Origin of the sequence: Paenarthrobacter sp. DKR-5 (genome assembly GCF_018531425.1) — a bacterium.
GTDB lineage: Bacteria > Actinomycetota > Actinomycetes > Actinomycetales > Micrococcaceae > DKR-5.
The window spans coordinates 553,747-577,341 of the sequence record NZ_JAHBOI010000003.1 but is presented as its reverse complement, the minus strand read 5'-3'; the positions used below and the strand labels follow the sequence as shown (position 1 = coordinate 577,341).

Here is a 23,595-nt window from a genome sequence, read left to right as displayed (position 1 = left end):
GCTCACGTAGTCAAGGCTACTGTGTCCGCAGCGCACGGAACGACACGGGCCTCAGCGGCCGGTGAGGCTCCAGGCATCTTCGCCGCCCTCCTCGTCCCCGCCGTCGGCCCCGTCGTAGTACTCGACGGCCTGGGTCCGGTCATCGAGGTCCTTCTGCACGAGGTCCACCGGTGCAGCAGGCGCGGCCGCCGCCGGAGCAGCCGGCGGCTCGTCCCCGCGGATCGCCGCCAGCGTGGCCGCGAGGTCGTCCGGCTTGACCAGCACGTCGCGTGCCTTGGAGCCCTCCGACGGGCCCACCACTCCTCGGGATTCCAGCAGGTCCATCAGTCGTCCGGCCTTGGCGAAACCCACACGCAGCTTGCGCTGCAGCATTGAGGTGGACCCGAACTGCGTGGTCACGACTAGCTCGGTGGCCTGCAGGAGGACGTCCAAATCGTCCCCGATGTCGTCGTCGATCTGCTTCTTCGGCGCTTCGACGGCGACGTCCTCGCGGTAGACCGCCTGCAGCTGGCCCTTGACGTGTTCGACCACCTGGTGGATCTCGGACTCGTTCACCCATGCACCCTGGACGCGCATGGCCTTGGAGGCGCCCATCGGCAGGAAGAGCGCGTCGCCCTGGCCGATCAGCTTCTCCGCGCCGGGCTGGTCCAGCACCACGCGCGAGTCGGTGACCGACGAGGTGGCGAACGCCATGCGGGACGGCACGTTGGCCTTGATCAGGCCGGTGACGACGTCGACGGAGGGCCGCTGGGTGGCGAGGACGAGGTGGATGCCTGCCGCGCGCGCCAGCTGGGTGATGCGGACGATGGAGTCCTCGACGTCGCGCGGGGCCACCATCATCAGGTCCGCGAGCTCATCGACGATCACCAGCAGGTACGGGTAGGGCTTGATGATCCGCTTCGAATCCGGCGGCGGCTGCACCTTGCCGTTGCGCACCGCCTTGTTGAAATCGTCGATGTGCTTGAACCCGTAGTTGGACAGGTCGTCGTAGCGGGCGTCCATCTCGCGGACCACCCACTGCAGCGCCTCGGCCGCCTTTTTCGGGTTCGTGATGATCGGCGTGATCAGGTGCGGCACGCCCTCGTAGGCGGTCAGCTCGACCCGCTTGGGGTCCACCATCACCATGCGCACCTCGTCGGGAGTGGCCCGCATCAGGATGGAGGTGATCATCGAGTTCACGAACGAGGACTTACCGGCGCCGGTGGCACCGGCCACCAGCATGTGCGGCATCTTGGCCAGGTTGGCCACCACGAAGCCGCCCTCAACGTCCTTGCCGACGCCCATCACCATCGGGTGGTCGGTGCGCCGCGCGTTCTGGGAGCGCAGCACGTCGCCGAGCGAGACGATTTCGCGGTCGGTGTTCGGGATCTCGATGCCGATGGCGGATTTGCCCGGGATCGGCGAGAGGATGCGCACATCGGCGCTGGCCACCGCGTACGCGATGTTCTTCGAAAGCTGGGTGACCCGTTCCACCTTGGTGCCCGCGCCCAGTTCGATTTCGTAGCGGGTGACCGTCGGGCCGCGGGAGAACCCGGTGACCTGCGCGTCCACGTTGAACTGGGTCAGGGTCTCGGTCAGGGCGGCGACGACGGCGTCGTTGGCCTCCGAGCGCTCCTTCGGCGGGGTGCCGGGGGTGAGCACGTCGGAGGCCGGCAGCGTGTAGGTGACATCGCCGGCGAGGGAGAGCTGTTCGGTGCGCTGCGGGATCGGCGTCAACGGTGCCTGCGGCGCGACAGGGGTGGACTTGACCACCGGAGCCGGCGCGGCGGGCGGCACCGTCGAAATGGCCTCGGTGACCGCCCCGGTGTTGGCCAGGTTCTGGTTGGCCTTGATCTTCTCGGCGGCGATCTCGGCCTGCGTAGGGCGTCGGACGCCCGGCGGCACAGCTGGCGCCGCGGGCTCGTCGTCGTCGATGACCGGACTTTCGTAGGCCTCCTCGCCGGTGCCGCCGTCGTCGTCGAACGCCGCGCGCTGTTCCTCGTCCTTCTTGCCGAAGCGGCCCCGCCGCTTCTTCTTCGCGTCCTTCGGGTCGCGGTCGTAGAGGTAGCTCTGGTCGTGGCCGTCCTCGCGGCGCGCCTCTTCGAGGTCGACGCCCATCAGGTGCTCATACAGGGCGCGCAGCCGCCGCGGGATGGCGCCGAAGGGCGTCGCCGTGACGATCAGCACGCTGGTGAAGCCGACTGCAGCCCAGAGTGCCAGTGCCAGCCAGGGGCTGACTGCGGCCAGCGGTGCCGCGGCCAGGAAGCCGAGCATGCCGCCGGCGGCGCGCAGCCCTGCGAACCCCTCGGACACTGTCGGCTGTCCGCCCGCGATGTGTGCGATGCCGGAGCCGGCGAGGGTCATGATCAGGAAGCCGATGCCGATGCGGTTGTTGCCGCGCACGTCCTCGGGAACCCGGAACAGCCGGAAAGAGCAGATGAAAAGCATCAGCGGCAGCAGCAGGCTCATCCAGCCGAACGTGCCGTTGACCACGCTGTGGACGGTGTCCGGCAGCCACCCGGAGAACCCCCACCAGGCGAAGGTAGCGATGAACGCGCCAAGGACCAGGTTGAACAGGGCTGCGCCGTCGCGCCGGGCCGCAGGGTCGATGCCGCTGACATCGCTGCCGATCCGGCGCACTCCGGCCCCGACGACGTGGCCGAGTCCGAGCCAGAGACTGCGGATCACGCGCACGGGCCAGACCGGCTGCGGGTCCGGGATCGGCTGCTGCTTGGTGCGTGCGGCCGAGGAACCCGACCGGGTTGATGACGACCGGCCTGCGCCGGAACGTGGCGACTGGCTGCGGGCCGAAGAACTGGTGGTTTTGCCTCGAGGCGAGGGGGAAGTACGGGTCGCCATGGTTCCAAGCTACCCGTGTTTCTGCTCCGCGGCCCGGATTTGCGCCCCCGGGCCTCGGTGTCGGGGCGTCAGCGGGGCGGCAGCGGGCGGAAAAATGTCCTCATCGCGCGCCACCGGCCCTGGCCTCTGCCGGGCGGTGAAGTGACCGCCGCTACGCCTCGAGCACCACCGGGATGATCATTGGCCGGCGGCGCAGCTTGCGGTTGACCCAGGTGCCCACCACGCGCCGTACCACCTGCTGCAGCTGGTAGTTGGTGTGCTCGGTGGTGGCCGTGACGGCCTCCTCAAGCGCTGCGTTGATCTTGGGAATGATCTCGTTGAAGACCGCGTCATCCTCGGCGACCCCGCGCGCATGGATCTCCGGGCCGGTGACAATTTTGCCGGTGGTGCGGTTGACCACGGTGATGATGGAGATGAACCCCTCATCGCCGAGGATGCGGCGGTCCTTGAGGTCCGCGTCGGTGATCTCGCCGATGCTGGATCCGTCGACGTAGACGTAGCCGCATTCGACCTGGCCCACGATGCTGGCCTTGTGGTCGACCATGTCCACCACGCTGCCGTCGTCGGTGAGGAGCACATTGCGCTCGGGCACACCGCTGGACACCGCGATCCGGCCGTTGGCGATCAGGTGCCGGGTTTCGCCGTGCACCGGCATGACGTTGGTGGGCTTGAGGATGTTGTAGCAGTAGAGCAGTTCCCCGGCGGCGGCGTGGCCGGAGACGTGGACCTTGGCGGTGCCCTTGTGGATCACCTCGGCGCCGAGCTTGAGCAGGCCGTTGATGACCCGGAACACGGCGTTCTCATTGCCCGGGATGAGCGAGGACGCCAGAATCACGGTGTCGCCCGTGCCCACCTGCACGCGGTGGTCCCCGTTCGCCATCCGCGACAGTGCCGCCATCGGCTCGCCCTGCGACCCGGTGGACATCAGCACCACCTGGTCGTCGGGCAGGTTGTCCACATTTTTCAGGTCCACCAGCACGTTTTCCGGCACCTGCAGGTAGCCCAGCTGCGCGGCGATGCCCATGTTCCGCACCATGGACCGGCCCACGAAGGCGACGCGCCGGCCGTGGGCGGCGGCGGCGTCGAGAACCTGCTGGACGCGGTGCACGTGCGAGGAGAAGGAGGCGACGATGATGCGTTTCTCTGCCTGGCCGAACAGCCGGTCCAGGGTGGGGCCGATTTCCTTTTCGGCGGTCGTGAAGCCGGGGACGTCCGCGTTGGTGGAGTCGACCATGAACAGGTCCACTCCCTCCTCGCCCAGCCGGGCGAACGCGCGCAGGTCGGTGATGCGCCCGTCCAGCGGCAGCTGGTCCATCTTGAAGTCGCCGGTGTGCAGCACATTGCCGCCGGCCGTTCGGATGAAGACCGCCAGCGCGTCCGGAATGGAGTGGTTCACGGCCACGAATTCGCACTCGAACGGGCCGAACTTCTCGACCTGGCCCTCGGCCACGGTCAGCGAGTAGGGCTTGATGCGGTGTTCCTGCAGCTTCGCCTCGACCAGGGCCAGGGTCAGCTGGGAGCCGACGAGCGGGATGTCGTGGCGGTGGCGCAGCAGGTAGGGAACGGCGCCGATGTGGTCCTCGTGCCCGTGCGTGAGCACCACCGCGACGACGTCGTCGAGCCTGCCCTCGATGTAGGAGAAGTCCGGCAGGATCAGGTCTACGCCGGGCTGGGTTTCCTCCGGGAAGAGGACGCCGCAGTCGACGATGAGGAGCTTGCCGTCAATCTCAAAGACCGCCATGTTGCGGCCGATCTCGCCCAGGCCGCCGAGGGGAACGATCCGCAGTGTCCCGTCCGCCAGGGGCGGCGGGGTCTTCAGCCCTGGCACAGTGGTCTGGCTCATGGATCAGTATTCCATTCCGGCTTCCGCCAGGTCCGCGCGGATCTGGGCGGCTTCAGCCTCGGTCGGCACCACGAGGGGCAGCCGGACGGCGCAATTGGGCAGCACGCCCTGCCACTGGAGGATCTGCTTGGCGGCCACCGCTCCCGGGACGCGGGTCATCGTGGCACGGACCACCGGTTCGAGCTCGAAATTGATCGCCTGGGCCTGCTTCAGGTTCCCGGCCTGGATCGCGTCGATGAGGGCGCGGTAGCGCGCGGTCACCACGTGGGTCGTGACGCCGACGAGGCCGACGGCGCCGATCGCCATCCACGGCAGGGTGAGGCCGTCATCACCCGAGTAGAACTGCAGGTCGCTGTTGGCCATCACCCGGGTGCCGGCAGCGAAGTCGCCCTTGGCGTCCTTCACAGCGACGATGTTCGGGTGGTCCGCAAGCCGGAGCATCGTCTCAACGGCGATCGGAATCCCTGACCGGCCCGGGATGTCGTAGAGCATCACGGGGACGTCGGTGGCGGAGGCCACGGCTTCGAAGTGCGCCTGGACGCCGGCCTGGCTTGGCTTGTTGTAGTAAGGGGTGACCAGCAGCAGCCCGTCGACGCCGACCTCGGCCGCCCGGCGTGAGAGCTGGATGGAGTGCTCGGTGTCGTTCGTACCGGTGCCGGCGACGATTTTGGCGCGGCCGCCGACAGCGTCCTTGACGGCCTGGAACATCGCAACGTTCTCTTCGTCCTTGAGGGTTGAGGTCTCCCCCGTGGTCCCGGTGACCACCAGACCGTCGCAGCCCTCGTCGACGAGTTTGACGGCAAGTTTGGCCGCCTGGTCGTAGTCCACTTTCCCGTCATCGGTGAACGGCGTCACCATTGCGGTCAGCAGGGAACCAAAGAGAATGTCAGAGTCGGCCATAGAGGAAACGTTACCCGCTCCGGGTTGATTTGGGAGAACCTTTGCGGGCTGCGGCCGGGACCGTTACGGGGCACCGGCGACGGGCGGCGAACAGCCCGATCGCCCGCTCCTGCAGGGAATCCGCCCAGGCAGCCTGGCTGCGCGCCGCAGCGAGATACTCGAGCAGTTCGTCCTCCGTGAGCACGTCAATATCGATGTCGGCCAGCCGGCGGACGAGCTCAGGGCCAGGGGGCTGCTGGGCAAGGGTTGGACCCTCCCGCCGCCATTCCACGTCTTCCATGCAGCAAGATTATTCGAACATATGTTCGACCCGCAAGCCCTTGCCCGCCCTCTCCAGGAACGGAAGCACGGCCTCGAGCACCTCGTCGGCGGGAACCAGCGTGGACCCGTGGTTCCGGCCGGCCAGCGCGCGGAATTCGGCGCCGGGTATCAGGTCCGCGGCAAGGCGGGAGTCGCGCGCCCTGGGATGGTCCTCCGTGCCCGCCAGCAGCAGCACCGGCAGCGCGAAGCGTTCCAGCCGGTCCTCGGGCACCCCGGGCTCGCTTTCGCTCTGCCGAAAGTAGGCCTGCAGGGCTGCGGCGTCGTTGGCTTGGAAGGCGGCGGCCGTCTGCGGGTCGATGGGCCGGCCGGAGGCCTCACCCCAGCGCCGCACGAATTCAGCCATGCCGCCGTCGCTGATCGCCTGGTCGTAGCCGGGGAAGAACACCCGCTCGATCTGGCCGGCCAACGGGCGGTGCGTCCCTCCGGCGGAGACAAAGGAGAGCATCCGCTCCGGATGGCTGTCAGCCAAGGAGAAGCCCACCCTTGCCCCGAAGGAGTACCCCAGGAGGTGGGCGGCGTCGACGCCGGCGGCATCCAGCACGGCGAGCAGGTCCCCGACCACCAGCTCCATCCGGTAGTCCTGCTCCCGGTGCGGCTTGTCGCTGCGGCCGTGGCCGCGCAGGTCGACGGTGATGACCCGGTAACTGCCGCGCAGCGCCTTCACATAACCGAAGCCGCGCCAGATCGCGCGGGACAGCCCCGAGCCATGGACCAGCAGCACGGCCGGACCCTCCCCCGCTTCTTCGAACGAAATCCGGGTCCCGTCCGCCGCATTGAACGCATCAGCCATGGCTCCAACATAACCCGGGCCACCCGACGTTGCCGCATACCCCAGGGGGTATTACACTGGAAGCACCACGACGGTCCTTGCGGCCGTCCCACGCTGAGACGAAAGAGAGCACCATGCTCATCGAGCGCATCTACGACGAGGATCTCGCCCAGGCCAGTTACTTCATCGGCTGCCAGGCCAAGGGTGAAGCGATCGTCGTCGACGCCCGCCGCGACATCGAAACGTACCGCTCCCTCGCAGCGGCCAACGGCATGAGGATCGTGGCGGTGACCGAGACCCACATCCACGCCGATTACCTCTCCGGCACGCGCGAGCTGGCCGCTGCCACCGGCGCGACGATCTACGTTTCCGGCGAGGGCGGCCCGGACTGGCAGTACGAGTTCGCCGGCGAACTCCTTTACGACGGCGACACAGTCAGCCTCGGCAACATCACCGTGAAGGCCGTCCACACCCCCGGGCACACCCCGGAGCACCTGTCCTTCCTCATCACCGACGGAGCCTTCAGCGACCAGCCTGGATACCTGCTTTCAGGCGACTTCGTCTTCTCCGGCGACCTGGGCCGTCCGGACCTGCTCGACGAGGCGGCCGGCGGCGTCAACACCCGGTTCGAAGGCGCCCGCCAGCTGTTCTCCAGCCTGCGGGACAAGTTCCTGACCCTCCCCGACTACGTCCAGGTGCATCCCGGCCACGGCGCGGGCAGCGCCTGCGGGAAGGCCTTGGGCGCCATCCCGTCCTCCACGGTGGGCTACGAGCGGCTGTACGCCTGGTGGGGACCCTACCTGGCGGCCAATGACGAGCAGGGCTTCATCAATGAACTGCTCGACGGCCAGCCGGACGCCCATGCCTACTTCGCGCGGATGAAGCGGGAGAACCGCCAGGGCCCTGCAGTGATGGGCGAACGCGCTCCGCTGGCAGAGCTCGACCCGGCCGCCGTCGCCGCGGACCTGGCCGCGGACACGGTGACCTTCGTGGACACCCGGCCGCACACCCAGGTCCATGAAGGCACCGTCGCCGGCTCGCTCAACATCCCCGACGGCAAGTCCGTGGCCAGCTTCGGCGCCTGGGTGGTCAACCCTGAGACCGACAAGAATCCGCTCGTCCTGCTGGCCGGAAGCGCGGCCCAGGCCGAGCGCATGCGGGACCACCTGGTCCGCGTGGGCATCGACTCGGTAGCCGGCTACGTCACGAGCCTCGCGGGCCTGCCCACGGCCACCCCGAAGCTGATCCAGCCCGAGGAGCTGGAAGGCTTCGACGCGGCGCTGGTGCTCGACGTGCGCAACCGCACCGAACACACCGCAGGCCACATTCCCGGCTCCGGCCAGCTCAGCGGCGGCCGGGTCATGTGGCACCTCGACGAACTTCCCGCCGAGGGCACCATCGTGACCTACTGCCAGAGCGGCGTGCGCAACTCGGTTGCGGCGAGCGCCCTGCGCCGGGCCGGGTACGACATCGTCGAGCTCGACGGCAGCTACGCCGGCTGGTCGGCGCGGAAGGCCGCCGTCGCGGCCACGCGCTGACCAGGAGGCTTCCCGCGGTCCCCGGCAGGGACCGCGGGAAGCCTAGCCCGCGCGGGTCTGGTACAGCTTGATCGCGTCACGCATCGACGAGCGGGCGCGTTTGCGGTCCCCCGCGGCGTCATAGGCGCAGGAAAGCCGGAACCAGGACCGCCAGTCCGCCGGGGCCGCCTCCGCCTCGGCCTTGTACTTCTGGAACTCCCGGTCCGCCGCCTCCCGCACGATCCGTCCGCCCGGTGTGCGGGGGAGGTTGTCTTCCGGCAGGCCGCCCTCGGCTTCGAGCTCCTTGGCCAGCCGCTCGGTCCGGGCGCCGAAGAGAATCTCGCGCACCAGCGCCCACGCGCCGACGACCGGCAGCACCAGGTACGCTGCGCCGAGGCCCTTCGCGGTCCAGTTCGGGTCCGCGAGCAGCCAGAAGGCCTGCTGGACCATGACGACGAGGTAGAACACGAGCAGCAGGGCGATGAGGCCCACCCAGATCTTGGTGCGCATCGGGGCCTACGCGTCCAGGTCCAGGTAGCCGTCGAGCCCGACCGTCAGTCCGGGCCGGCCCCCGACCTGGCGCACGCCCAGCAGCACGCCGGGCATGAAGGACTCCCGGGTGAACGAGTCGTGCCGGATGGTCAGCTGCTCCCCCGGCGCGCCGAACAGCACTTCCTGGTGCGCCACCAGCCCGCTGAGCCGCACGCTGTGCACCGGGATCCCCTCCACACTGGCACCGCGGGCGCCGTCGAGCTGCGTCTCGGTGGCGTCCGGGGCCGCGGCCACCCCGGCATGCCGGCGTGCTTCGGCAATCAGCTGGGCGGTGCGCACCGCTGTGCCGGAAGGGGCGTCAACCTTGCGCGGGTGGTGCAGTTCGATGATCTCGACGGATTCGAAGTACTTCGCGGCCTTCGCGGCGAAGGCGGTGGCGAGCACGGAGCCGAGGGCGAAGTTGGGCGCGATCAGCACACCGACGCCCGGGTGGGACTGCAGCAGGTGGCGCAGCTCGGCCAGCGCGGTCTTGTCCCACCCTGTGGTGCCGACAACGGCGTGGATGCCGTGCTCGACGGCGAAGCGCACATTGGCCTGGGTGCTGTCCGGCACGGTCAGGTCCACAGCGACCTGAGCCCCCGAGGACAGCAGGGTGGTGAGGGGGTCACCGCGACCCAGGGCTGCGACCAGCTCAAGGTCTTCGGCAGCTTTCACGGCCTGGACCGCCGCGGTCCCCATCCGGCCCTGTGCGCCCAGCACGGCCACTTTCAACGTTGCGCTCATGGCTCCAAGCTTAACGGCAGCCCCGGTGCGGGGTTACGCGCCGACCCATTCGACGCTGCCGTCGGCAAAGAACTGTTCCTTCCAGATGGGCACCTCCGCCTTGATCCGGTCCACGAGTTCGGAGCAGGCGGCGAACGCCTGGCCGCGGTGGGCGGCCGCCACGGCGCACACCAGGGCGGCGTCGCCGATCTGCAGCGGGCCGACCCTGTGCGCGGCCCAGATCCTGACCCCGTCATGGGCGGCTGCCAGCTCCTGCACCACCGCGCTCATGACCTTGGCCGCGGTCGGGTGCGAGCTGTAGCTCAGTGAGTTCACCGCCCTGCCGCCGTCGTGGTCGCGCACCACGCCGCTGAAGCTCACCACCGCGCCGCAGTCGGCGCTTTCGACCGCGTCGATGGCTTCCTGCACGGTGATCGGGGTTTCGCTCAGCCGTGCCTCGAGGATGTCAGTGCTCATGGCTGCCTTCCAGTTGGTCGCAAAGATGGCCCAGGACGGGCCCGAGCACGGCGAGGCCATCCCTGACGCCGCCCGGCGAACCGGGGAGGTTGATGATGAAGGTCTTTCCGGCGACGCCGGCGTGGCCGCGGCTGAGGATTGCCGTGGGGGTGTTCCCGGCGCCAGCGTGCCGGATGGCTTCCATTATTCCGGGCACCTCGATGTCCAGCAGCGCCTTGGTTTGCTCCGGCGTCCTGTCATCCGGGCTCAGCCCGGTTCCCCCGCTGGTGACGACGACGGCGCAGCCGCCGCGGACGAGTTCCCGGAGCGTGTCCCCCACTGCGTCGCCGTCGGCCACGACGGCGACGGCCTCGACGTCGAAGCCGTTGCCGCGCAGCCACTCCTGGATGACCGGGCCGGTACGGTCCTCGTAGACGCCGGCGGCAGCACGGGTGGACGCAACGACGACGGCGGCGCGCCGGGATGCCCCCGCCAGGGACCCGCCGGCGGGCCTGGCGCCGTTCACAGCGCCCAGTCCCCGCTCTTGCCGCCGCTCTTGGCGAGTACCTTGATGTCGCTGAGCACCGCGTGCTTGTCCACGGCCTTGATCATGTCGTAGGCGGTCAGCGCCGCCACCGAGGCAGCCGTGAGGGCTTCCATTTCGACACCGGTCAGGCCCTTGGTCTTGACGGTGGCACGCACCAGCACCTCGCTCGCGCCGAGCTCGAAGTCGATGGTCACCTTGGAAATGGGCAGCGGGTGGCAGAGCGGAATCAGCGTCGACGTCTGCTTGGCCGCCATGATGCCGGCTACCCGGGACACGGCCAGTGCGTCGCCCTTGGGCAGGCCGCCCGAGGTGAGCAGCCCCATCACCTCCGCGGTGGTCCGGAGCACCGCCTGCGCGGTTGCCTCCCGGCTGGTTTCCGGCTTTCCCGAAACATCCACCATCTGGGCGGTGCCGTCGGCCCGCAGGTGGGTAAGCGCAGGCGCCTCTTCGTGTGCACGCTCGTCAGTCATAGCAACCATGCTGTCACGTCTTCGCCGGCCTCGACGGCGCCCCGGCCCTCGGGAATGTGCACGAGCGCATTCGAGGCGGCGAGGGCACTGACCAGGTGCGAACCGGGGCCGCCGACCAGCCGTACCGTCCCTTCCGCGTACACGCCGCGCCGGACCTGGTGCTTGTTCGGGGGCGAGTCCGTGCGTTCCGCGAGCCGGGCGCGGACCACAGGACGCGGTTGGGGCAGCCCCCTGAGTTCGCTCAGCGCCGGGCGCAGGAACATCTCGAAGGACACCAGCGCACTGACGGGGTTCCCGGGAAAGCCGAGGAAGGCCGTGCCGTCGACGGTCCCGATCCCCTGCGGGCCCCCCGGCTGCATGGCCACGGAGAGGAAGTCGACCGGTTGGTCCGCCATGGCCTGCCGGACCACCTCGTAGGCGCCCATGCTCACCCCGCCGGTGGTGAGGACCAGGTCCACCGAGGGTGCGTATTCCCTGATCAGCTGCCTGAGCACGCCGGGGTCATCGGGCACGAGGCCGCCGTCGACGACCTCGACGCCTGCTTCGGCCAGGGCGGCGTGCAGGATTGTGCCGTTCGCGTCGAAGATCTTGCCCTCCGGCAGCGCGGTGCCGGGGGCGACCACTTCGTCGCCGGTGGCCACCAGCAGCACCCGGGGCGCCGGGGCGTCGCGCACCGGGGCCGTGGTGAGACCGAGGGCCGCCAGCAGGCCCAGCTGGGCGGGGCCGAGGACCGTGCCGGCGGGCAGGGCCCGTGCGCCGGCGGCAATGTCGCTGCCCGGCTCCCGGACGTAGGTTCCCGGCGCCGTCTGCGGCAGCAGCACCTCCGCCGCGGCGGAAGCGTCAGGGAACCGCGGCGGGTCGGCGCGCTCGACCGGGACGACGGCGTCCGCCCCGGCAGGCATCTTGGCTCCGGTCATCACCGGCGCGGCCCAGCCGGGCCGCAGCGGCCCCGGGTCCGCGCCCGCCGGCACGGGTTCGGCAACGGGCAGGGGCCGGCCGGCGGCCAGGTCCGCCGAACGGACGGCGAACCCGTCCATCTGCGAATTGGCGAACGGCGGCAGGCTCACCGGCGCGGTGACGTCGCGGGCCAGGACGAGACCCCTGGCCCGGGCCAGCGGGAGCTCAGCAGCCGGCCCGGCAGCCGACAGTGGCGCCTGAAGCAGGCTGCGCACGGCCTCCTGGTGGGCGCTGACAGACCTGGGCACGGTGCTCCTCTCCCGCGTCGCCCGGCCCCGGCCACGGGATGGCGGCGGCAAAGACGACTGCATGACTGATTGTAGGGAACGCGGGCGGCTGCGAACGGGTGATGCCCAAACGCTCGACGGTGGCGTAGCGTGGACGCATGACTGTTCCCCTCGGCATGCCGCGCCCGGACGCAGGGCTGGTGGACCGTTTCGGCCGCCGGGCCACCGATCTGCGCATCTCGCTGACGGACAAATGCAACCTGCGCTGCACCTACTGCATGCCCGCGGAGGGCCTCGACTGGCTTGCGCGCGACCAGGTCCTCACGGCCGGGGAAATCGCCCGGCTCGTGCGCATCGGCGTGGACAGTCTGGGGGTGCGCGAGCTGCGCCTGACCGGAGGCGAGCCGCTGGTCAGGGCGGACCTGGTCGAGATCATTGCCGCACTGCGCAGCGAGCACCCGGACCTGCCGATCTCCCTGACGACCAACGGCGTCGGCCTGGACAAGAAAGCCGCCGCGCTCCGGGAGGCGGGCCTGACCCGCATCAACGTCTCCATGGACTCGCTGCATCCCGGCACCTTCGCCCAGCTCACCCGCCGCCCGTTCCTGGACCGCGTGCTCAAGGGCATCGAGGCCGCCGCCGAGGCGGGCCTGGGCCTGGTGAAGATCAACGCCGTGCTGATGCGCGGCATCAACGACCATGAGGCTCCCGCACTGCTCGAGTGGGCCGTCGCCCGGGGCTTCGAACTGCGTTTCATTGAACAGATGCCGCTGGACGCCGACCACGGCTGGACGCGCGAGGGCATGATCACCGCGCGGGAGATCCGCGAGTTGCTCGGCCGCAGCTTTGTGCTCACCCCGGACCCGAGAAGCCGCGACGGAGCCCCGGCCGAGCGCTTCGAGGTCCGGCGTGCCGGGTCCCCCGACGTCGTGGCAGGAACCGTGGGCATCATTGCCTCCGTCACGGAGCCTTTCTGCGCCGACTGCACCCGCACCCGGATCACGGCGGAGGGAAAGGTGCGCAGCTGCCTGTTCAGCCACGAGGAAACCGACCTGCTCGCGACCCTGCGCGGGGGTGCCTCGGACGCCGACATCGCCGCTGTCTGGCAGCAGGCCATGTGGGCCAAGCCCCGCGCGCACGGCATGGACCATGTGGGGCTCGGCGCGCCGGACTTCGTGCAGCCCGACCGCTCGATGAGCGCCATCGGAGGCTGAACCGGTGCTGATCCGCTATTACGGTGCCGCGCGTGCCGCAACGGGCCGCGACGAGGAAACCGTCGACCTCGCCGCCCCCACGCTTTCTTCGCTGCTGCAGGACCTGGTGACACGCCATCCGGACGGTTCGCCCACGCTGGAGTCAGTGATCCGGCGCAGCAGCTTCCTGCTCAACGAGACAGCACTGCGGGACCACGGGCGGGTGCTCGCACCCGACGACGTCGTGGACATCCTGCCGCCCTTCGCCGGCGGCTGAGGGACCGCAGGAAGGGCCGCACGACCGCACCGAAGGGCCGCGGCAGCGTCAGAGGCTGAAGTCGGCGTCTTCCTCGAAGGGTCCGACGACGGTGACGGTGCGGGGCGCCGCGGCGAGCTCGGCCGCCAGCTCACGGACCTCCTCCACCGTGACTGCCTTGATCCGGGCGAGCGTCTCGTCGATGTCGAGGAACTCCCCCGAGACCAGCTCGGATCGGCCCAGCCGGGACATCCGCGAGCCGGTGTCCTCCAGCGCCAGCACGATGCCGCCGGAGAGCTGGCCGACGGCCTTGCCCAGTTCGTCCTCGGTGATGCCCTCGGCTGCGAGCTTATCCAGTTCCGCCGCGAGCAGGGCGATGACCTGCTTCACCTTCGAGGGCGTGCAGCCGGCGTACATCCCGAAGTACCCCGCGTCCGCGTAGGCGGAAGCGAACGAGTAGGTCGAGTAAACCAGCCCGCGCTTTTCCCTGATCTCCTGGAACAGGCGCGAAGACATGCCGCCGCCGAGCACCGCGTTCAGCACGCTCATCACGAACCGGCGTTCGTCCGTGGCCACCAGCGACGGGCAGCCCAGGATGATGTTCGCCTGTTCCACCGGCCGTTTGACCACATGGGTGCCCGCGGTTCCGCGGATCTCGGCCGGGGCGGTGCCCCGCCGGGCCACCGGGGAGGCACCCTCGGCCATCTGCCAGCCGGCACCGCGCAGGGCGTCGAGCACCTGCGCGCAGACTTCGTCGTGGTCAAGGCCACCGGCCGCCGTGATGACGAGCTCGTCGGGACGGTAGTAGCGCTGGTAGTGGGCCCACACCGAGTCCCGGGAGACGGCGCGGATGGCGTCCGGCGTCCCGCCGATCGGGCGGCCCAACGGATGCTCGCCAAGAACGGCAGCGACGAACTTCTCGTGCGCGACGTCGGTCGGGTCATCGCTGTCCATGGCGATTTCCTCGAGGATGACGTCCCGTTCCTGCTCGAGCTCGTCCGGGTCGAGCACGGCGGAGGTGACCATGTCCGCGATCACGTCGATCGCCATCGGCAGGTCCGTGTCGAGCACCCTAGCGTAGTAGCAGGTGCTCTCCTTCGCGGTCGCAGCGTTGGATTCGCCGCCGACCTCGTCGAACGCCGAGGCGATCTCCAGCGCAGTGCGGCGCTTGGTGCCCTTGAACAGCAGATGCTCAAGGAAGTGGGTGGAGCCGTGCTGGCCGGGCGCTTCGTCCCGTGAGCCGACCCCCACCCAGAAGCCGATGGTGGCCGAACGCTGGCCCGGCATCGACTCGGTGAGCACGCGGACGCCTCCGGGGAGGACGGAACGGCGCACCACGGCGCCGCCCGCCTCCCCGGAGATCAGCGAAGGATCATTGCCGCCGTTCAGCGGCAAGGACACAACTGCCATTTACTCTGCTGAACCCTCGGCGGGCTCCTGCGCGTGAGCCTCTTCGGACCCGCCCGCGGCAGCGTTCTCATCCTCGGCCACGACCGGGGCGAGGGAGAGCTTTCCACGGTCGTCGATCTTGGTGATTTCCACCTGGATCTTCTGGCCCACGGAGACGACGTCGTCGACGTTGTCAACCCGCTTGCCGCCGGCGAGCTTGCGCAGCTCGGAGATGTGCAGCAGGCCGTCCTTGCCCGGGGTCAGCGACACGAAGGCGCCGAACGTGGTGGTCTTCACCACGGTGCCCAGGTAGCGTTCGCCAATTTCGGGGATCTGCGGGTTGGCGATCGCGTTGATCGCCGAACGCGCAGCTTCCGCCGAGGGGCCGTCCGTCGCGCCGATGTAGACGGTGCCGTCGTCCTCGATGGAGATGTCCGCTCCGGTGTCTTCCTGGATCTGGTTGATCATCTTGCCCTTCGGGCCGATGACCTCGCCGATCTTGTCCACCGGGATCTTCACCGCGATGACGCGCGGGGCAAACTCGGACATTTCATCCGGGCGGTCGATCGCGGCGTTGATGACGCCGAGGATGTGCAGGCGGGCTTCGCGGGCCTGCTTCAGCGCGGCGGCCAGCACCGACGCGGGAATGCCGTCGAGCTTGGTGTCGAGCTGGATCGCGGTGACGAACTCGGAGGTTCCGGCGACCTTGAAGTCCATGTCGCCAAAAGCATCCTCGGCGCCCAGGATGTCGGTCAGCGCCGCGTACCGGGTCTGCCCGTCCACCTGGTCGGAGACCAGGCCCATCGCGATGCCGGCGACCGGAGCCTTCAACGGCACACCGGCGTTGAGCAGCGACAGCGTCGAGGCGCAAACCGAACCCATCGAGGTAGAGCCGTTGGACCCGAGGGCCTCGGAGACCTGGCGGATGGCGTAGGGGAACTCTTCGCGCGAGGGCAGGACCGGGACGATCGCACGCTCGGCGAGGGCGCCGTGGCCGATTTCGCGGCGCTTGGGCGAGCCCACGCGGCCGGTCTCACCGGTGGAGTACGGCGGGAAGTTGTAGTTGTGCATGTAGCGCTTGTGCGTGACGGGCGACAGCGAGTCGATCTGCTGCTCCATCTTGAGCATGTTCAGCGTGGTGACGCCCATGATCTGGGTCTCGCCGCGCTCGAAGATGGCGGAACCGTGCACGCGGGGCAGGACCTCGACCTCGGCGGTGAGCTGGCGGATGTCCGTCAGGCCGCGGCCGTCGATGCGGACCTGGTCCTTGAGGATGCGCTGGCGCACGACCTTCTTGGTGACCGAGCGGAACGCTGCGGAGAGTTCCTTCTCGCGGCCCTCGAACTGGCCGGCCAGCTGGCCCAGGACCTCGTCCTTGAGCGCGTCGGAGGCGTTGTCGCGCTCCTGCTTGTCGGCGATCTGGAAGACCTCGGAAAGCTTGGCTTCGGCAGCGGACTCAACGGCGTTGTACGCGTCGTCCTGGTAGTCCAGGAAGATCGGGAACTCGACGGTCGGCTTCGCGGCGCGGGCGGCCAGGTCGGCCTGGGCCTCGCACAGGGCGCGGATGAACGGCTTGGCGGCCTCCAGGCCGTCGGCGACGATCTCTTCGGTCGGGGCGGTGGCGCCCTGTTCCTTGATCAGGCTCCAGGAGTTGTCGGTGGCCTCGGCCTCGACCATCATGATGGCGACGTCGTCACCGGCAATGCGGCCGGCGACCACCATGTCGAACACGGCGTTCTCCAGCTCGGAGTGCTTCGGGAAGGCAACCCACTGGCCGTCGACCAGCGCCACGCGGACGCCGCCGATCGGGCCGGAGAACGGCAGGCCGGAGAGCTGGGTGGACATCGAGGACGCGTTGATCGCAACGACGTCGTAGAGCACGTCCGGGTTGATGGCCAGGACGGTCACCACGATCTGGACCTCGTTGCGCAGGCCCTTCACGAAGGCCGGGCGCAGCGGGCGGTCCATCAGGCGGCAGGCCAGGATGGCTTCCGTGGACGGGCGGCCTTCGCGGCGGAAGAACGAGCCCGGGATGCGGCCCGCGGCGTACATGCGCTCTTCGACGTCGACCGTCAGCGGGAAGAAGTCGAAGCCTTCGCGCGGCTGCTTGCCCGCGGTGGTCGCGGACAGCAGGGCCGTGTCTTCGTCGATGTAGACCATGGCCGAGCCGGCGGCCTGCTGGGCGAGGCGGCCGGTTTCAAAGCGGATGGTGCGCTTGCCGAAGCGGCCGTTGTCAATAACGGCCTCGGCGAACTGGATTTCGGGACCCTCCAAGAGAGTCACCTCCGTTTCTGTGTTGCGGAGGCAACCGCCGCGACACCCGGTCTTCGATCGAGACCCACGGCGCTGCCGCTGGGGCTGCTCCGGAAGTCACTACCGAGGACCGCGAATGTTCGGGCCGGTTGGCTCCAGTGTTGAGTTGTTCAGGAGGTGGAAAAGCGGCCCTTCCCGCACCGGTGAGGTGCTGAAAGGGCCGTTCCCAAGCTAACTATCGACGCAGGCCGAGGCGCTCGATGAGCGAACGGTAGCGGCTGATGTCAGTGTCGTGCAGGTACGTCAGCAGGCGACGGCGGCGGCCAACCAGAGCCATCAGACCACGACGGGTGTGGTGGTCGTGCTTGTGCTGCTTCAGGTGCTCGGTCAGGTCGGAGATGCGCTTGGAGAGCATCGCGATCTGGACCTCCGGCGAACCGGTGTCACCCTCACTGGTGGCGTATTCCTTGATGATTTCCTGCTTGAGAGCGGCGTCCAATGCCACATTAACTCCTATGAGTTGTCCCGTGATCAATACAAAACAAAATCCAGCCACCACGGACTGCAGCAGGATTCTTCCGCCAGTTTACTAGGCGCGCAGAGACAATGTCGAAACACGGCGGCGCTTGAGCTGCCGCCACTCCCGCCAGACGAGCCAGATGATGGCGATGTCCAGCAGGGTCAGCAGGGCCATCCCGACGCTGGGTCCGGTGATCAGGACATACACCTGGTAGACGGCGAACAGCACCAGCACCGCAATCGCGTACGGGTAGACGCGGACGTATTCGCGCAGCAGGCAGTACACGAGGACGAGTTTGATGATGCCGTGCGTGAGCAGGAACAGGACGATGAAGGTGTGCGGGCCGTTGCTCAGGTCATGGTCCAGCTTCCCGGCCCAATGCGCGATGAGGTTGCGCACCGGATGGTCGCCGTCGACCGTACCGGTGAGCGGCCGGAGCACCTTCTCCAGCAGGTCCGGGGTCAGCCACAACAGCAGCCCGGCGACGAACTCGGCGAGTCCGTCCAAGCCCTTGAGCACGACACCGATCCGGTAGAACCGGTCCAGAAGGGCCCCGCCGCGGGTGCTCATGCGGTCGTGGGAACCAGGATGCGGCGGGTCTGCGCCACGTCAAGGCGCATCTGCTCGATCAGCGCCTGCGGTCCGGTGTAGGCCACCATCCCCCGCAGCCGCGCCACGAATTCGAGCACCACCGACTGGCCGTAGAGGTCGAAGTCCTCCACGGCCTCGTCCGGACGGTCTATCACGTGCGCCTCGACCTGGCGGCTGACCCCGTCGAAGGTCGGGTTCGATCCGACTGAAATCGCCGCGGGCCAGCGTGTTCCGGCGTCGTCTACCAGCCAGCCGGCGTAGATGCCGTCCGCCGGAACATAGCCGGTGGCCGCAACGGCGAGGTTGGCCGTGGGGAATCCCAGGGCCCGGCCGCGGGCGGCGCCGTGCACCACCTCTCCGCGCATCCGGTGCGGCCTGCCCAGCACCGCGGCGGCCGTGGCCACGTCCCCCCGCGCGAGGGCTTCGCGGACCCAGGTCGACGAGCAGCGGCGCTCCTCGTCCTCCGCCTCCGCTTCCCGGGCGTGCGCCGGCAGCTGCGAGCCGAATTCCTCAATCACCAGCACCTCGAAACCGAGCCGGGCCCCCAATTCCTGCATCGTGCCCAGGTCTCCGGAGTTGCCCCGGCCGAAACGCACGTCATGGCCGATGACAACGTGGCTGGCATGAAGCCCGTCCACCAGCACCGACTTGACGAATTCCTCCGGCGTCAGGCGGGCGAAGTCGAGGCTGTAGGGCAGCACCAGCACGGCGTCGACGCCGGTCTCCCCCATGGTTTCGAGCCTGTCCTGCAGGCCCATGATCAGTTCCGGGGCGCTCTCGGGCCGGTGCACCTTTGCCGGGTGCGGGTCGAAGGTCACGGCGACGGCCTTGCCGCCGGTGGCGCGGGCGGTCTGCACGAGCTGTCCGAGGACCTTCTGGTGGCCCCGGTGCACGCCGTCGAAGTTGCCGATGGTCACCACGGACGGACCGAACCCGGCAGGAACTTCCGCCAGGCCATTCCAGAAGTGCACCATCAACCTCGCCTACGATTTCGCTTCCGTCAGAACTCTCCCTAGGGTACCCGCTCCCCGGAAACTTCCTGCCGGGGGCCCAGCCGGGGCGCAGCGGTCAGCTCTGTCCGGCCGACGGCCCGTCCCAGGGCATCCGGGGGCTCCGGGGATCTCCGGCCGCCAGGCTGAGCATCCACAGGTCCGCCGAGGCGCCCCGGTCGTTGGCGAAGCCGCGCAGCTCGGCGTCGAACCGGAAGCCCAGCTTCCAGGCCAGCTTCCGGCTTGCCCAGTTGGGCACCAGCGCCTGCCAGTACAGATACTGAAGATTCAGCTGGTCGAACGCGTACTCCAGCAGCAGCCGGGCCGCCCTTTCGGGCAGTCCCGTCCCGCGCGCCGCGGGGCCGAAGTTCAGGCCCGCTTCGGCCGTTCCGGCCCGGAAGGCGTGCAGGCCGACGGTGCCCTGCAGGGTGTCGGTGGCCGTGTCGGCGGCGGCGAACACGAGCCGCTCCCCCGTCCGCCAGCCCTCGGGCACCATCTCGCGGATGTACGCCTGGCCGTCCTGCTCGGTGTAATCCGGGGGCACCGTGGTCCAGCGAACCGCCGCTTCGTCCCGGCAGATGGCGACCAGCTGCGGCAGGTCCTGCGGCCGCAGCGCACGCAGGCGCACCGTGCCGTCGTCGAGCTCCGGCACGACGGGGATGACGGAGAGGCCCTCCGCCCCGCTCATTCCGCGGCCGGCCGCGTCCGGCGCAGCCAGAGAAGGCCCAGCACCGGCAGCAGCAGCGGCACGTACCCGTAGCCGCGGCCGAATCCGGACCAGACCGTGTCGTGGGGAAAGGCCTGGGCGTCAGCGATGCTCAGCGCGCCGATGACCAGCACACCGGCCAGTTCCACCAGCACCGCGGCCAGCGACACCCGGAATGCGCGGGTGCCCGGCCGGGCCAGCGAGACCGTCGCCACAATGTAGACGACGGCGGCGAACGCCGAGAGCAGGTACGCCAGCGGGGCGTCGGAGAACTTGGTCGCGATCTGAAATCCGGCCCGCGCGGTGGCGGCGATGGCGAAAACCGCATAGACCACGATCAACAGGCGGCCCGGGCCGGTGGCGCGCGTGTTGGCAGGCCGGGCGCGCTGGTCCGGGGCGGTGGCCGGTAGGCGTCTCATGGGTTTCCTCTTCCTCAGTACCAGATCTGGTTCATCCGCGCGGCCATCACCAAGGCGATGACGCCGACGGCGGCCAGCACGAAATTGCTCCACCGGGTGCGCTCCAGCAGCGCCCAGTACACGGCGCCGACAGGGATGATCAGGGCCGTCGCCATGTAACCCCAGAACTCCCACGGCTCCCCGGCGATGTGCTCGCCGGCGATGACCCGGATGACGGAGCCGATGAGGTACACCGCCAGGGTGAGCTCCACCGCAGCCACGGAAAGGATAGTGATGTCGTTGGGGTTCTTCTTCAGCACAGCGGCCCCGGCGCAGATTACTGTCGAGATCAGCCCCACGATGAGGACCGCGAAAAAGTAGCCGTCCACCTCAGCCCTCCGCTGCCGGGCTGCTTGCCGGCGGGACGGGTGCCGCCGCTGGTTCGAAGACAATGACCGGTTTGGCGTGCCGCCCGGCGTCGGCGAGCAGCGCCACGAGGGTGCCGTCCGGGGCGAAGGCCGCCGCAGGGTGATCGGCAGTCGCCGTTCCTTCCGCGGAGGCGGCGATCCGGCGGCCGAACGAGATCTCGGCCGCTTCGGCCGCGCTCAGGTCCCGGTTGGGCATCAGCCGGCGGGCGGCCTCGGACATGTCCAGCACCTCGAGGTCCTCCGCGTGCTCCTCGAGCGTGCGGGCGGCGTCGATACCGTACGGTCCGACGGCAGTGCGGCGCAGCGCGGTGAGGTGCCCGCCCACGCCGAGGCCCGCACCGAGGTCCCGCGCCAACGCCCGGATGTAGGTGCCCGAGGAGCAGTCGACGGTGACGTCCACGTCGACCGTGGCACCGTCGCGGCGCACCCGGTGGATCTCGAAGCGGGAGACGGTGACGGGCCTGGCCTTCAGCGCGACCTCCTCGCCGGACCTGACCCGGGCGTAGGAGCGCTGGCCGTTGACCTTGATGGCGCTGACGCTGCTGGGAACCTGCTCGATGTCGCCGGTCAGGAGGCGGACGCCGGCGCGGATGTCCTCGTCCGTGACCGCGGAGGCGTCGGCAGACGCCGTGACCTCGCCCTCGGCATCGTCCGTGACCGTGCTCTGGCCCAGGCGGATGGTCGCCTCGTAGGTCTTTCCGGTGCCGACAATGTACGTGAGCAGCCGGGTGGCCTTGTTCAGTCCCAGCACCAGCACGCCGGTCGCCATCGGGTCCAGAGTCCCGGCGTGGCCCACCTTGCGGGTACCGGCGAGCCGTCGCATGCGGCCGACCACGTCATGGCTGGTCCACCCCTGTGGTTTGTCCACGATCACCAGTCCGGAAAGCACGCTGTCCAGTATAGGGCGCGGCGCGTCGGCCCCGGCGCTGGAGGCCGCTGCGGCAGGGCTAAGCTCGACGGTATGCCCTCGTTAGCGTCCCAGGCGCAGCAGCTGCCGCCGAACCAGATCCGTGAAATCACCGAAGCCGCCTGGGCGCGGCCGGGAGCCATCGTGCTGAGCCTGGGCGAACCCGGCTTCCCGACGCCGCAGCACATCCTGGACGCTGGCAAGGCCGTCTTCGACCGGGATGAAACCGCCTACACCCCCAACGCGGGGATCCCGGTCCTGCGGGCCGCGTTCGCGGAGCGGGTGCGCAGCGCGAACGGCATCGACGCGGATGTGTCGCGAGTCTTCGTCGTCGCCGGCGCCCAGCAGGGGCTGCACCTGGCGATGAGCTCGCTGCTCGACGTCGGCGACGAAATCCTGGTGCCGAACCCGGGCTACCCGACCTTCGCGATGACCAGCCGGCTGCTGCATGCCGTGCCCGTGGAGTACCCGCTCTACCCGGCCAACGGTTTCCAGCCGCGGATCGCGGACATCGAAGCGCTCATCACGGAGCGCACCAAGGTGCTGGTGCTCAATTCGCCGTCGAACCCGCTGGGCGCCGTCTTCACCGCCGGGCTCACCGAGGAGCTCGTCGAGCTCGCCCGCCGCCACGACTTGTGGGTCATCTCGGATGAGTGCTACGAGGCCTTCACCTACGACGTCGAACATGTCAGCCCGGCCCGCTTCGACACGGACGGCCGCGTCTTCAGCTCCTTCACGCTCTCGAAGACGTACGGTCTGACCGGCCTGCGCATCGGGGCGCTCATCACGCCGCCGGGCCTGGAGAAGAACCTGGCCACGGTGATGGAGTCCACGGTCTCCTGCGTCAGCACTCCGGCCCAATACGCCGCCGTTGCAGCGCTGACCGGGCCGCAGGACTACGTCCGCGAGGCGGCGGCGCACTACCGGGCGAACCGGGACGCCGCCTCGGCCGTGCTGGACGCCAAGGGCATCAACTATCTCGGGGCGAAGGGGGCGTTCTACCTGTGGGCGGACCTGTCGCACGCGACCGGGGGCAATGTGCGGGCCTGGGTGCACGGCTTCCTGGCCGAGCACGCCGTGTCCCTTGCGCCGGGCACCGCGTTCGGTTCCATCGGCGAAGGGTGGGTGCGCATTGCCCTCTGCGGCGACCGGGACCAGCTCACGGAGGGCCTGGGCCGGCTGCCGGCCCGCACCTAGGCCCTGGCGGACGGCATGATCGGCACAGTGCCGGCAGGCTGGGCCCTAGTCCCGCGGGCGGCCCGGGGGCATTAGTCCCGGGGGCGGTCCGGGTTCAGGCCCTTGGCGTAGGCGGCCTGCCCTACGTGCTGGAGGCAGTCTGCGAGCGAGCTGACCAGCCGCACGCCAAGGGTGACGGGCGGGTTCCAGCGGGTGTCGACGATCCGGTCCAGATCCTCGTCAGCCAGCGTCCTGATGAACGCCGCCGTCTGCTCGTGCACGGCGTCATAGTAGGCAAGCAGGAGCTCGGGCGACGCCTGCACGGCATCCACCTGGTCCGAGCTGTGGCCGTAGCCGGTGTCCCTCTCAGCCAGCGGGAGGCCGAAGCGGTCTGCGAATCCCTGCGAAGTCCAGACCTGCTCCTGGCCGGCGACCGAAGCGAGCTGCGCGTCCTCGACCCGGCCCAGATGCCAGAGCAACCATGCGATCGAGTTCCCGTTGCCCGCCGGCCGCCTGGCCAACGCGGCTTCGTCGAGTCCTTCGAGGGTGGCCGCCACGGCCTCGCGGATCCGGCCAAACTCGTCAAGCAGCAGTTCGTTGGTTTTCATTACAGTCCCCTCCCGGCGCCTTGTCGCAGAGCCTCATGCTTGCACGGCGCGAACCCGTTGCGCCATTGCTCGCAGCCATGGT

The 23,595-nt window shown here is 69.3% G+C and carries 25 protein-coding genes; 4 read left to right on the top strand and 21 right to left on the bottom strand.

Annotation, left to right across the window (positions count from 1 at the left end; translation table 11 throughout):
* Positions 1-51: 51 nt before the first annotated feature.
* The 5 genes from KIH31_RS08915 to KIH31_RS08895 all read right to left on the bottom strand — a co-directional run bounded on the left by KIH31_RS08915 (position 52) and on the right by KIH31_RS08895 (position 6,692).
* Positions 52-2,838, bottom strand: a complete 2,787-nt coding sequence (locus tag KIH31_RS08915) for a DNA translocase FtsK (RefSeq protein WP_214426717.1) — start codon at positions 2,836-2,838, stop codon at positions 52-54.
* A 151-nt stretch (positions 2,839-2,989) separates the two neighbouring features.
* Complete coding sequence (locus KIH31_RS08910; RefSeq protein ID WP_214426716.1) at positions 2,990-4,681, bottom strand: ribonuclease J; 1,692 nt, start codon at positions 4,679-4,681, stop codon at positions 2,990-2,992.
* A gap of 3 nt (positions 4,682-4,684) precedes the next feature.
* Positions 4,685-5,581 carry a 4-hydroxy-tetrahydrodipicolinate synthase gene (gene dapA, locus KIH31_RS08905; RefSeq protein WP_214426715.1) on the bottom strand — a complete coding sequence of 299 codons (897 nt, stop codon included), beginning with the start codon at positions 5,579-5,581 and terminating at the stop codon, positions 4,685-4,687.
* A gap of 10 nt (positions 5,582-5,591) precedes the next feature.
* Positions 5,592-5,861, bottom strand: a complete 270-nt coding sequence (locus KIH31_RS08900) for a hypothetical protein (protein ID WP_214426714.1) — start codon at positions 5,859-5,861, stop codon at positions 5,592-5,594.
* 9 nt (positions 5,862-5,870) lie between these two features.
* Positions 5,871-6,692 (bottom strand): alpha/beta fold hydrolase, encoded by an 822-nt coding sequence (locus KIH31_RS08895; RefSeq protein ID WP_214426713.1) that lies wholly within the window; start codon positions 6,690-6,692, stop codon positions 5,871-5,873.
* A 113-nt stretch (positions 6,693-6,805) separates the two neighbouring features.
* On the opposite strand from KIH31_RS08895, the gene KIH31_RS08890 reads away from it, so the two are divergent.
* On the top strand, positions 6,806-8,209 hold the full coding sequence (locus tag KIH31_RS08890) for a rhodanese-like domain-containing protein (protein WP_214426712.1): 1,404 nt from the start codon (positions 6,806-6,808) through the stop codon (positions 8,207-8,209).
* Positions 8,210-8,251: 42 nt separating this feature from the next.
* On the opposite strand, the gene KIH31_RS08885 is transcribed toward KIH31_RS08890, so the two are convergent.
* Genes KIH31_RS08885 through glp form a run of 6 tightly spaced genes read right to left on the bottom strand, consistent with a single transcriptional unit; the run spans position 8,252 to position 12,183 of the window.
* The gene (locus KIH31_RS08885; RefSeq protein ID WP_214426711.1) at positions 8,252-8,698 is read right to left on the bottom strand and encodes a hypothetical protein; all 447 of its coding nucleotides are present in this window, start codon (positions 8,696-8,698) and stop codon (positions 8,252-8,254) included.
* 6 nt (positions 8,699-8,704) lie between these two features.
* Entirely contained in the window at positions 8,705-9,463 is a 759-nt protein-coding gene (gene dapB, locus KIH31_RS08880; RefSeq protein ID WP_214426710.1) for a 4-hydroxy-tetrahydrodipicolinate reductase, read from the bottom strand.
* A gap of 33 nt (positions 9,464-9,496) precedes the next feature.
* The gene (locus tag KIH31_RS08875) at positions 9,497-9,919 is read right to left on the bottom strand and encodes a molybdenum cofactor biosynthesis protein MoaE (protein ID WP_214426709.1); all 423 of its coding nucleotides are present in this window, start codon (positions 9,917-9,919) and stop codon (positions 9,497-9,499) included.
* On the bottom strand, positions 9,909-10,424 hold the full coding sequence (locus KIH31_RS08870) for a molybdenum cofactor biosynthesis protein B (protein WP_214426708.1): 516 nt from the start codon (positions 10,422-10,424) through the stop codon (positions 9,909-9,911). The genes KIH31_RS08875 and KIH31_RS08870 overlap by 11 nt, the downstream gene beginning before the upstream one ends.
* Positions 10,421-10,915, bottom strand: a complete 495-nt coding sequence (gene moaC, locus KIH31_RS08865; protein ID WP_214426707.1) for a cyclic pyranopterin monophosphate synthase MoaC — start codon at positions 10,913-10,915, stop codon at positions 10,421-10,423. Before moaC ends, KIH31_RS08870 begins: the two co-directional genes overlap by 4 nt.
* A complete protein-coding gene (gene glp, locus KIH31_RS08860; protein WP_214426706.1) occupies positions 10,912-12,183 on the bottom strand; it encodes a gephyrin-like molybdotransferase Glp in 1,272 nt (423 codons plus the stop codon). Before glp ends, moaC begins: the two co-directional genes overlap by 4 nt.
* Positions 12,184-12,257: 74 nt before the next feature.
* Here glp and moaA point away from each other — a divergent pair, with 74 nt between their 5' ends.
* Positions 12,258-13,313, top strand: coding sequence for a GTP 3',8-cyclase MoaA (gene moaA / locus KIH31_RS08855; protein WP_214426705.1), 1,056 nt, complete (start codon positions 12,258-12,260; stop codon positions 13,311-13,313).
* Positions 13,314-13,317: 4 nt separating this feature from the next.
* A complete protein-coding gene (locus KIH31_RS08850) occupies positions 13,318-13,569 on the top strand; it encodes a MoaD/ThiS family protein (protein ID WP_214426704.1) in 252 nt (83 codons plus the stop codon).
* Between the two features lie 48 nt (positions 13,570-13,617).
* Here KIH31_RS08850 and KIH31_RS08845 read toward each other — a convergent pair whose 3' ends face one another.
* The 9 genes from KIH31_RS08845 to truB all read right to left on the bottom strand — a co-directional run bounded on the left by KIH31_RS08845 (position 13,618) and on the right by truB (position 21,711).
* Positions 13,618-14,958 carry a pitrilysin family protein gene (locus KIH31_RS08845; RefSeq protein WP_214426703.1) on the bottom strand — a complete coding sequence of 447 codons (1,341 nt, stop codon included), beginning with the start codon at positions 14,956-14,958 and terminating at the stop codon, positions 13,618-13,620.
* Positions 14,959-17,211 carry a polyribonucleotide nucleotidyltransferase gene (locus KIH31_RS08840; protein ID WP_214426831.1) on the bottom strand — a complete coding sequence of 751 codons (2,253 nt, stop codon included), beginning with the start codon at positions 17,209-17,211 and terminating at the stop codon, positions 14,959-14,961. It abuts the gene before it with no gap.
* Between the two features lie 214 nt (positions 17,212-17,425).
* Positions 17,426-17,695 (bottom strand): 30S ribosomal protein S15, encoded by a 270-nt coding sequence (rpsO, locus tag KIH31_RS08835; RefSeq protein ID WP_214426702.1) that lies wholly within the window; start codon positions 17,693-17,695, stop codon positions 17,426-17,428.
* 84 nt (positions 17,696-17,779) lie between these two features.
* The gene (locus KIH31_RS08830) at positions 17,780-18,280 is read right to left on the bottom strand and encodes a DUF2127 domain-containing protein (protein WP_214426701.1); all 501 of its coding nucleotides are present in this window, start codon (positions 18,278-18,280) and stop codon (positions 17,780-17,782) included.
* The gene (locus tag KIH31_RS08825) at positions 18,277-19,275 is read right to left on the bottom strand and encodes a bifunctional riboflavin kinase/FAD synthetase (RefSeq protein WP_214426700.1); all 999 of its coding nucleotides are present in this window, start codon (positions 19,273-19,275) and stop codon (positions 18,277-18,279) included. The genes KIH31_RS08830 and KIH31_RS08825 overlap by 4 nt, the downstream gene beginning before the upstream one ends.
* 94 nt (positions 19,276-19,369) lie before the next feature.
* Entirely contained in the window at positions 19,370-19,978 is a 609-nt protein-coding gene (locus KIH31_RS08820) for a GNAT family N-acetyltransferase (RefSeq protein WP_214426699.1), read from the bottom strand.
* On the bottom strand, positions 19,975-20,415 hold the full coding sequence (locus KIH31_RS08815; protein WP_214426698.1) for a hypothetical protein: 441 nt from the start codon (positions 20,413-20,415) through the stop codon (positions 19,975-19,977). Before KIH31_RS08815 ends, KIH31_RS08820 begins: the two co-directional genes overlap by 4 nt.
* A 14-nt stretch (positions 20,416-20,429) precedes the next feature.
* Positions 20,430-20,783, bottom strand: coding sequence for a hypothetical protein (locus KIH31_RS08810; RefSeq protein WP_214426697.1), 354 nt, complete (start codon positions 20,781-20,783; stop codon positions 20,430-20,432).
* Position 20,784: 1 nt separating this feature from the next.
* Positions 20,785-21,711: a tRNA pseudouridine(55) synthase TruB gene (gene truB, locus KIH31_RS08805; RefSeq protein WP_214426696.1), complete on the bottom strand. Its 927-nt coding sequence runs from the start codon at positions 21,709-21,711 to the stop codon at positions 20,785-20,787.
* A gap of 72 nt (positions 21,712-21,783) precedes the next feature.
* On the opposite strand from truB, the gene KIH31_RS08800 reads away from it, so the two are divergent.
* Entirely contained in the window at positions 21,784-22,926 is a 1,143-nt protein-coding gene (locus KIH31_RS08800) for a pyridoxal phosphate-dependent aminotransferase (RefSeq protein ID WP_214426695.1), read from the top strand.
* Positions 22,927-22,997: 71 nt separating this feature from the next.
* Here KIH31_RS08800 and KIH31_RS08795 read toward each other — a convergent pair whose 3' ends face one another.
* Positions 22,998-23,513, bottom strand: a complete 516-nt coding sequence (locus KIH31_RS08795; RefSeq protein WP_214426694.1) for a DinB family protein — start codon at positions 23,511-23,513, stop codon at positions 22,998-23,000.
* Positions 23,514-23,595: the final 82 nt, after the last annotated feature.

Coding starts and splice junctions, on each gene's coding strand:
- KIH31_RS08875 (WP_214426709.1), bottom strand. CDS start 9,919: ATGAGCACTGACATCCTCGAGGCACGGCTGAGCGAAACCCCGATCACC.
- KIH31_RS08800 (WP_214426695.1), top strand. CDS start 21,784: ATGCCCTCGTTAGCGTCCCAGGCGCAGCAGCTGCCGCCGAACCAGATC.
- moaC (WP_214426707.1), bottom strand. CDS start 10,915: ATGACTGACGAGCGTGCACACGAAGAGGCGCCTGCGCTTACCCACCTG.
- KIH31_RS08915 (WP_214426717.1), bottom strand. CDS start 2,838: ATGGCGACCCGTACTTCCCCCTCGCCTCGAGGCAAAACCACCAGTTCT.
- glp (WP_214426706.1), bottom strand. CDS start 12,183: ATGCAGTCGTCTTTGCCGCCGCCATCCCGTGGCCGGGGCCGGGCGACG.
- dapB (WP_214426710.1), bottom strand. CDS start 9,463: ATGAGCGCAACGTTGAAAGTGGCCGTGCTGGGCGCACAGGGCCGGATG.
- KIH31_RS08795 (WP_214426694.1), bottom strand. CDS start 23,513: ATGAAAACCAACGAACTGCTGCTTGACGAGTTTGGCCGGATCCGCGAG.
- KIH31_RS08900 (WP_214426714.1), bottom strand. CDS start 5,861: ATGGAAGACGTGGAATGGCGGCGGGAGGGTCCAACCCTTGCCCAGCAG.
- dapA (WP_214426715.1), bottom strand. CDS start 5,581: ATGGCCGACTCTGACATTCTCTTTGGTTCCCTGCTGACCGCAATGGTG.
- KIH31_RS08820 (WP_214426699.1), bottom strand. CDS start 19,978: ATGAGCGGGGCGGAGGGCCTCTCCGTCATCCCCGTCGTGCCGGAGCTC.
- KIH31_RS08910 (WP_214426716.1), bottom strand. CDS start 4,681: ATGAGCCAGACCACTGTGCCAGGGCTGAAGACCCCGCCGCCCCTGGCG.
- KIH31_RS08845 (WP_214426703.1), bottom strand. CDS start 14,958: ATGGCAGTTGTGTCCTTGCCGCTGAACGGCGGCAATGATCCTTCGCTG.
- moaA (WP_214426705.1), top strand. CDS start 12,258: ATGACTGTTCCCCTCGGCATGCCGCGCCCGGACGCAGGGCTGGTGGAC.
- KIH31_RS08815 (WP_214426698.1), bottom strand. CDS start 20,415: ATGAGACGCCTACCGGCCACCGCCCCGGACCAGCGCGCCCGGCCTGCC.
- KIH31_RS08885 (WP_214426711.1), bottom strand. CDS start 8,698: ATGCGCACCAAGATCTGGGTGGGCCTCATCGCCCTGCTGCTCGTGTTC.
- KIH31_RS08890 (WP_214426712.1), top strand. CDS start 6,806: ATGCTCATCGAGCGCATCTACGACGAGGATCTCGCCCAGGCCAGTTAC.
- KIH31_RS08895 (WP_214426713.1), bottom strand. CDS start 6,692: ATGGCTGATGCGTTCAATGCGGCGGACGGGACCCGGATTTCGTTCGAA.
- KIH31_RS08830 (WP_214426701.1), bottom strand. CDS start 18,280: ATGAGCACCCGCGGCGGGGCCCTTCTGGACCGGTTCTACCGGATCGGT.
- KIH31_RS08825 (WP_214426700.1), bottom strand. CDS start 19,275: ATGGTGCACTTCTGGAATGGCCTGGCGGAAGTTCCTGCCGGGTTCGGT.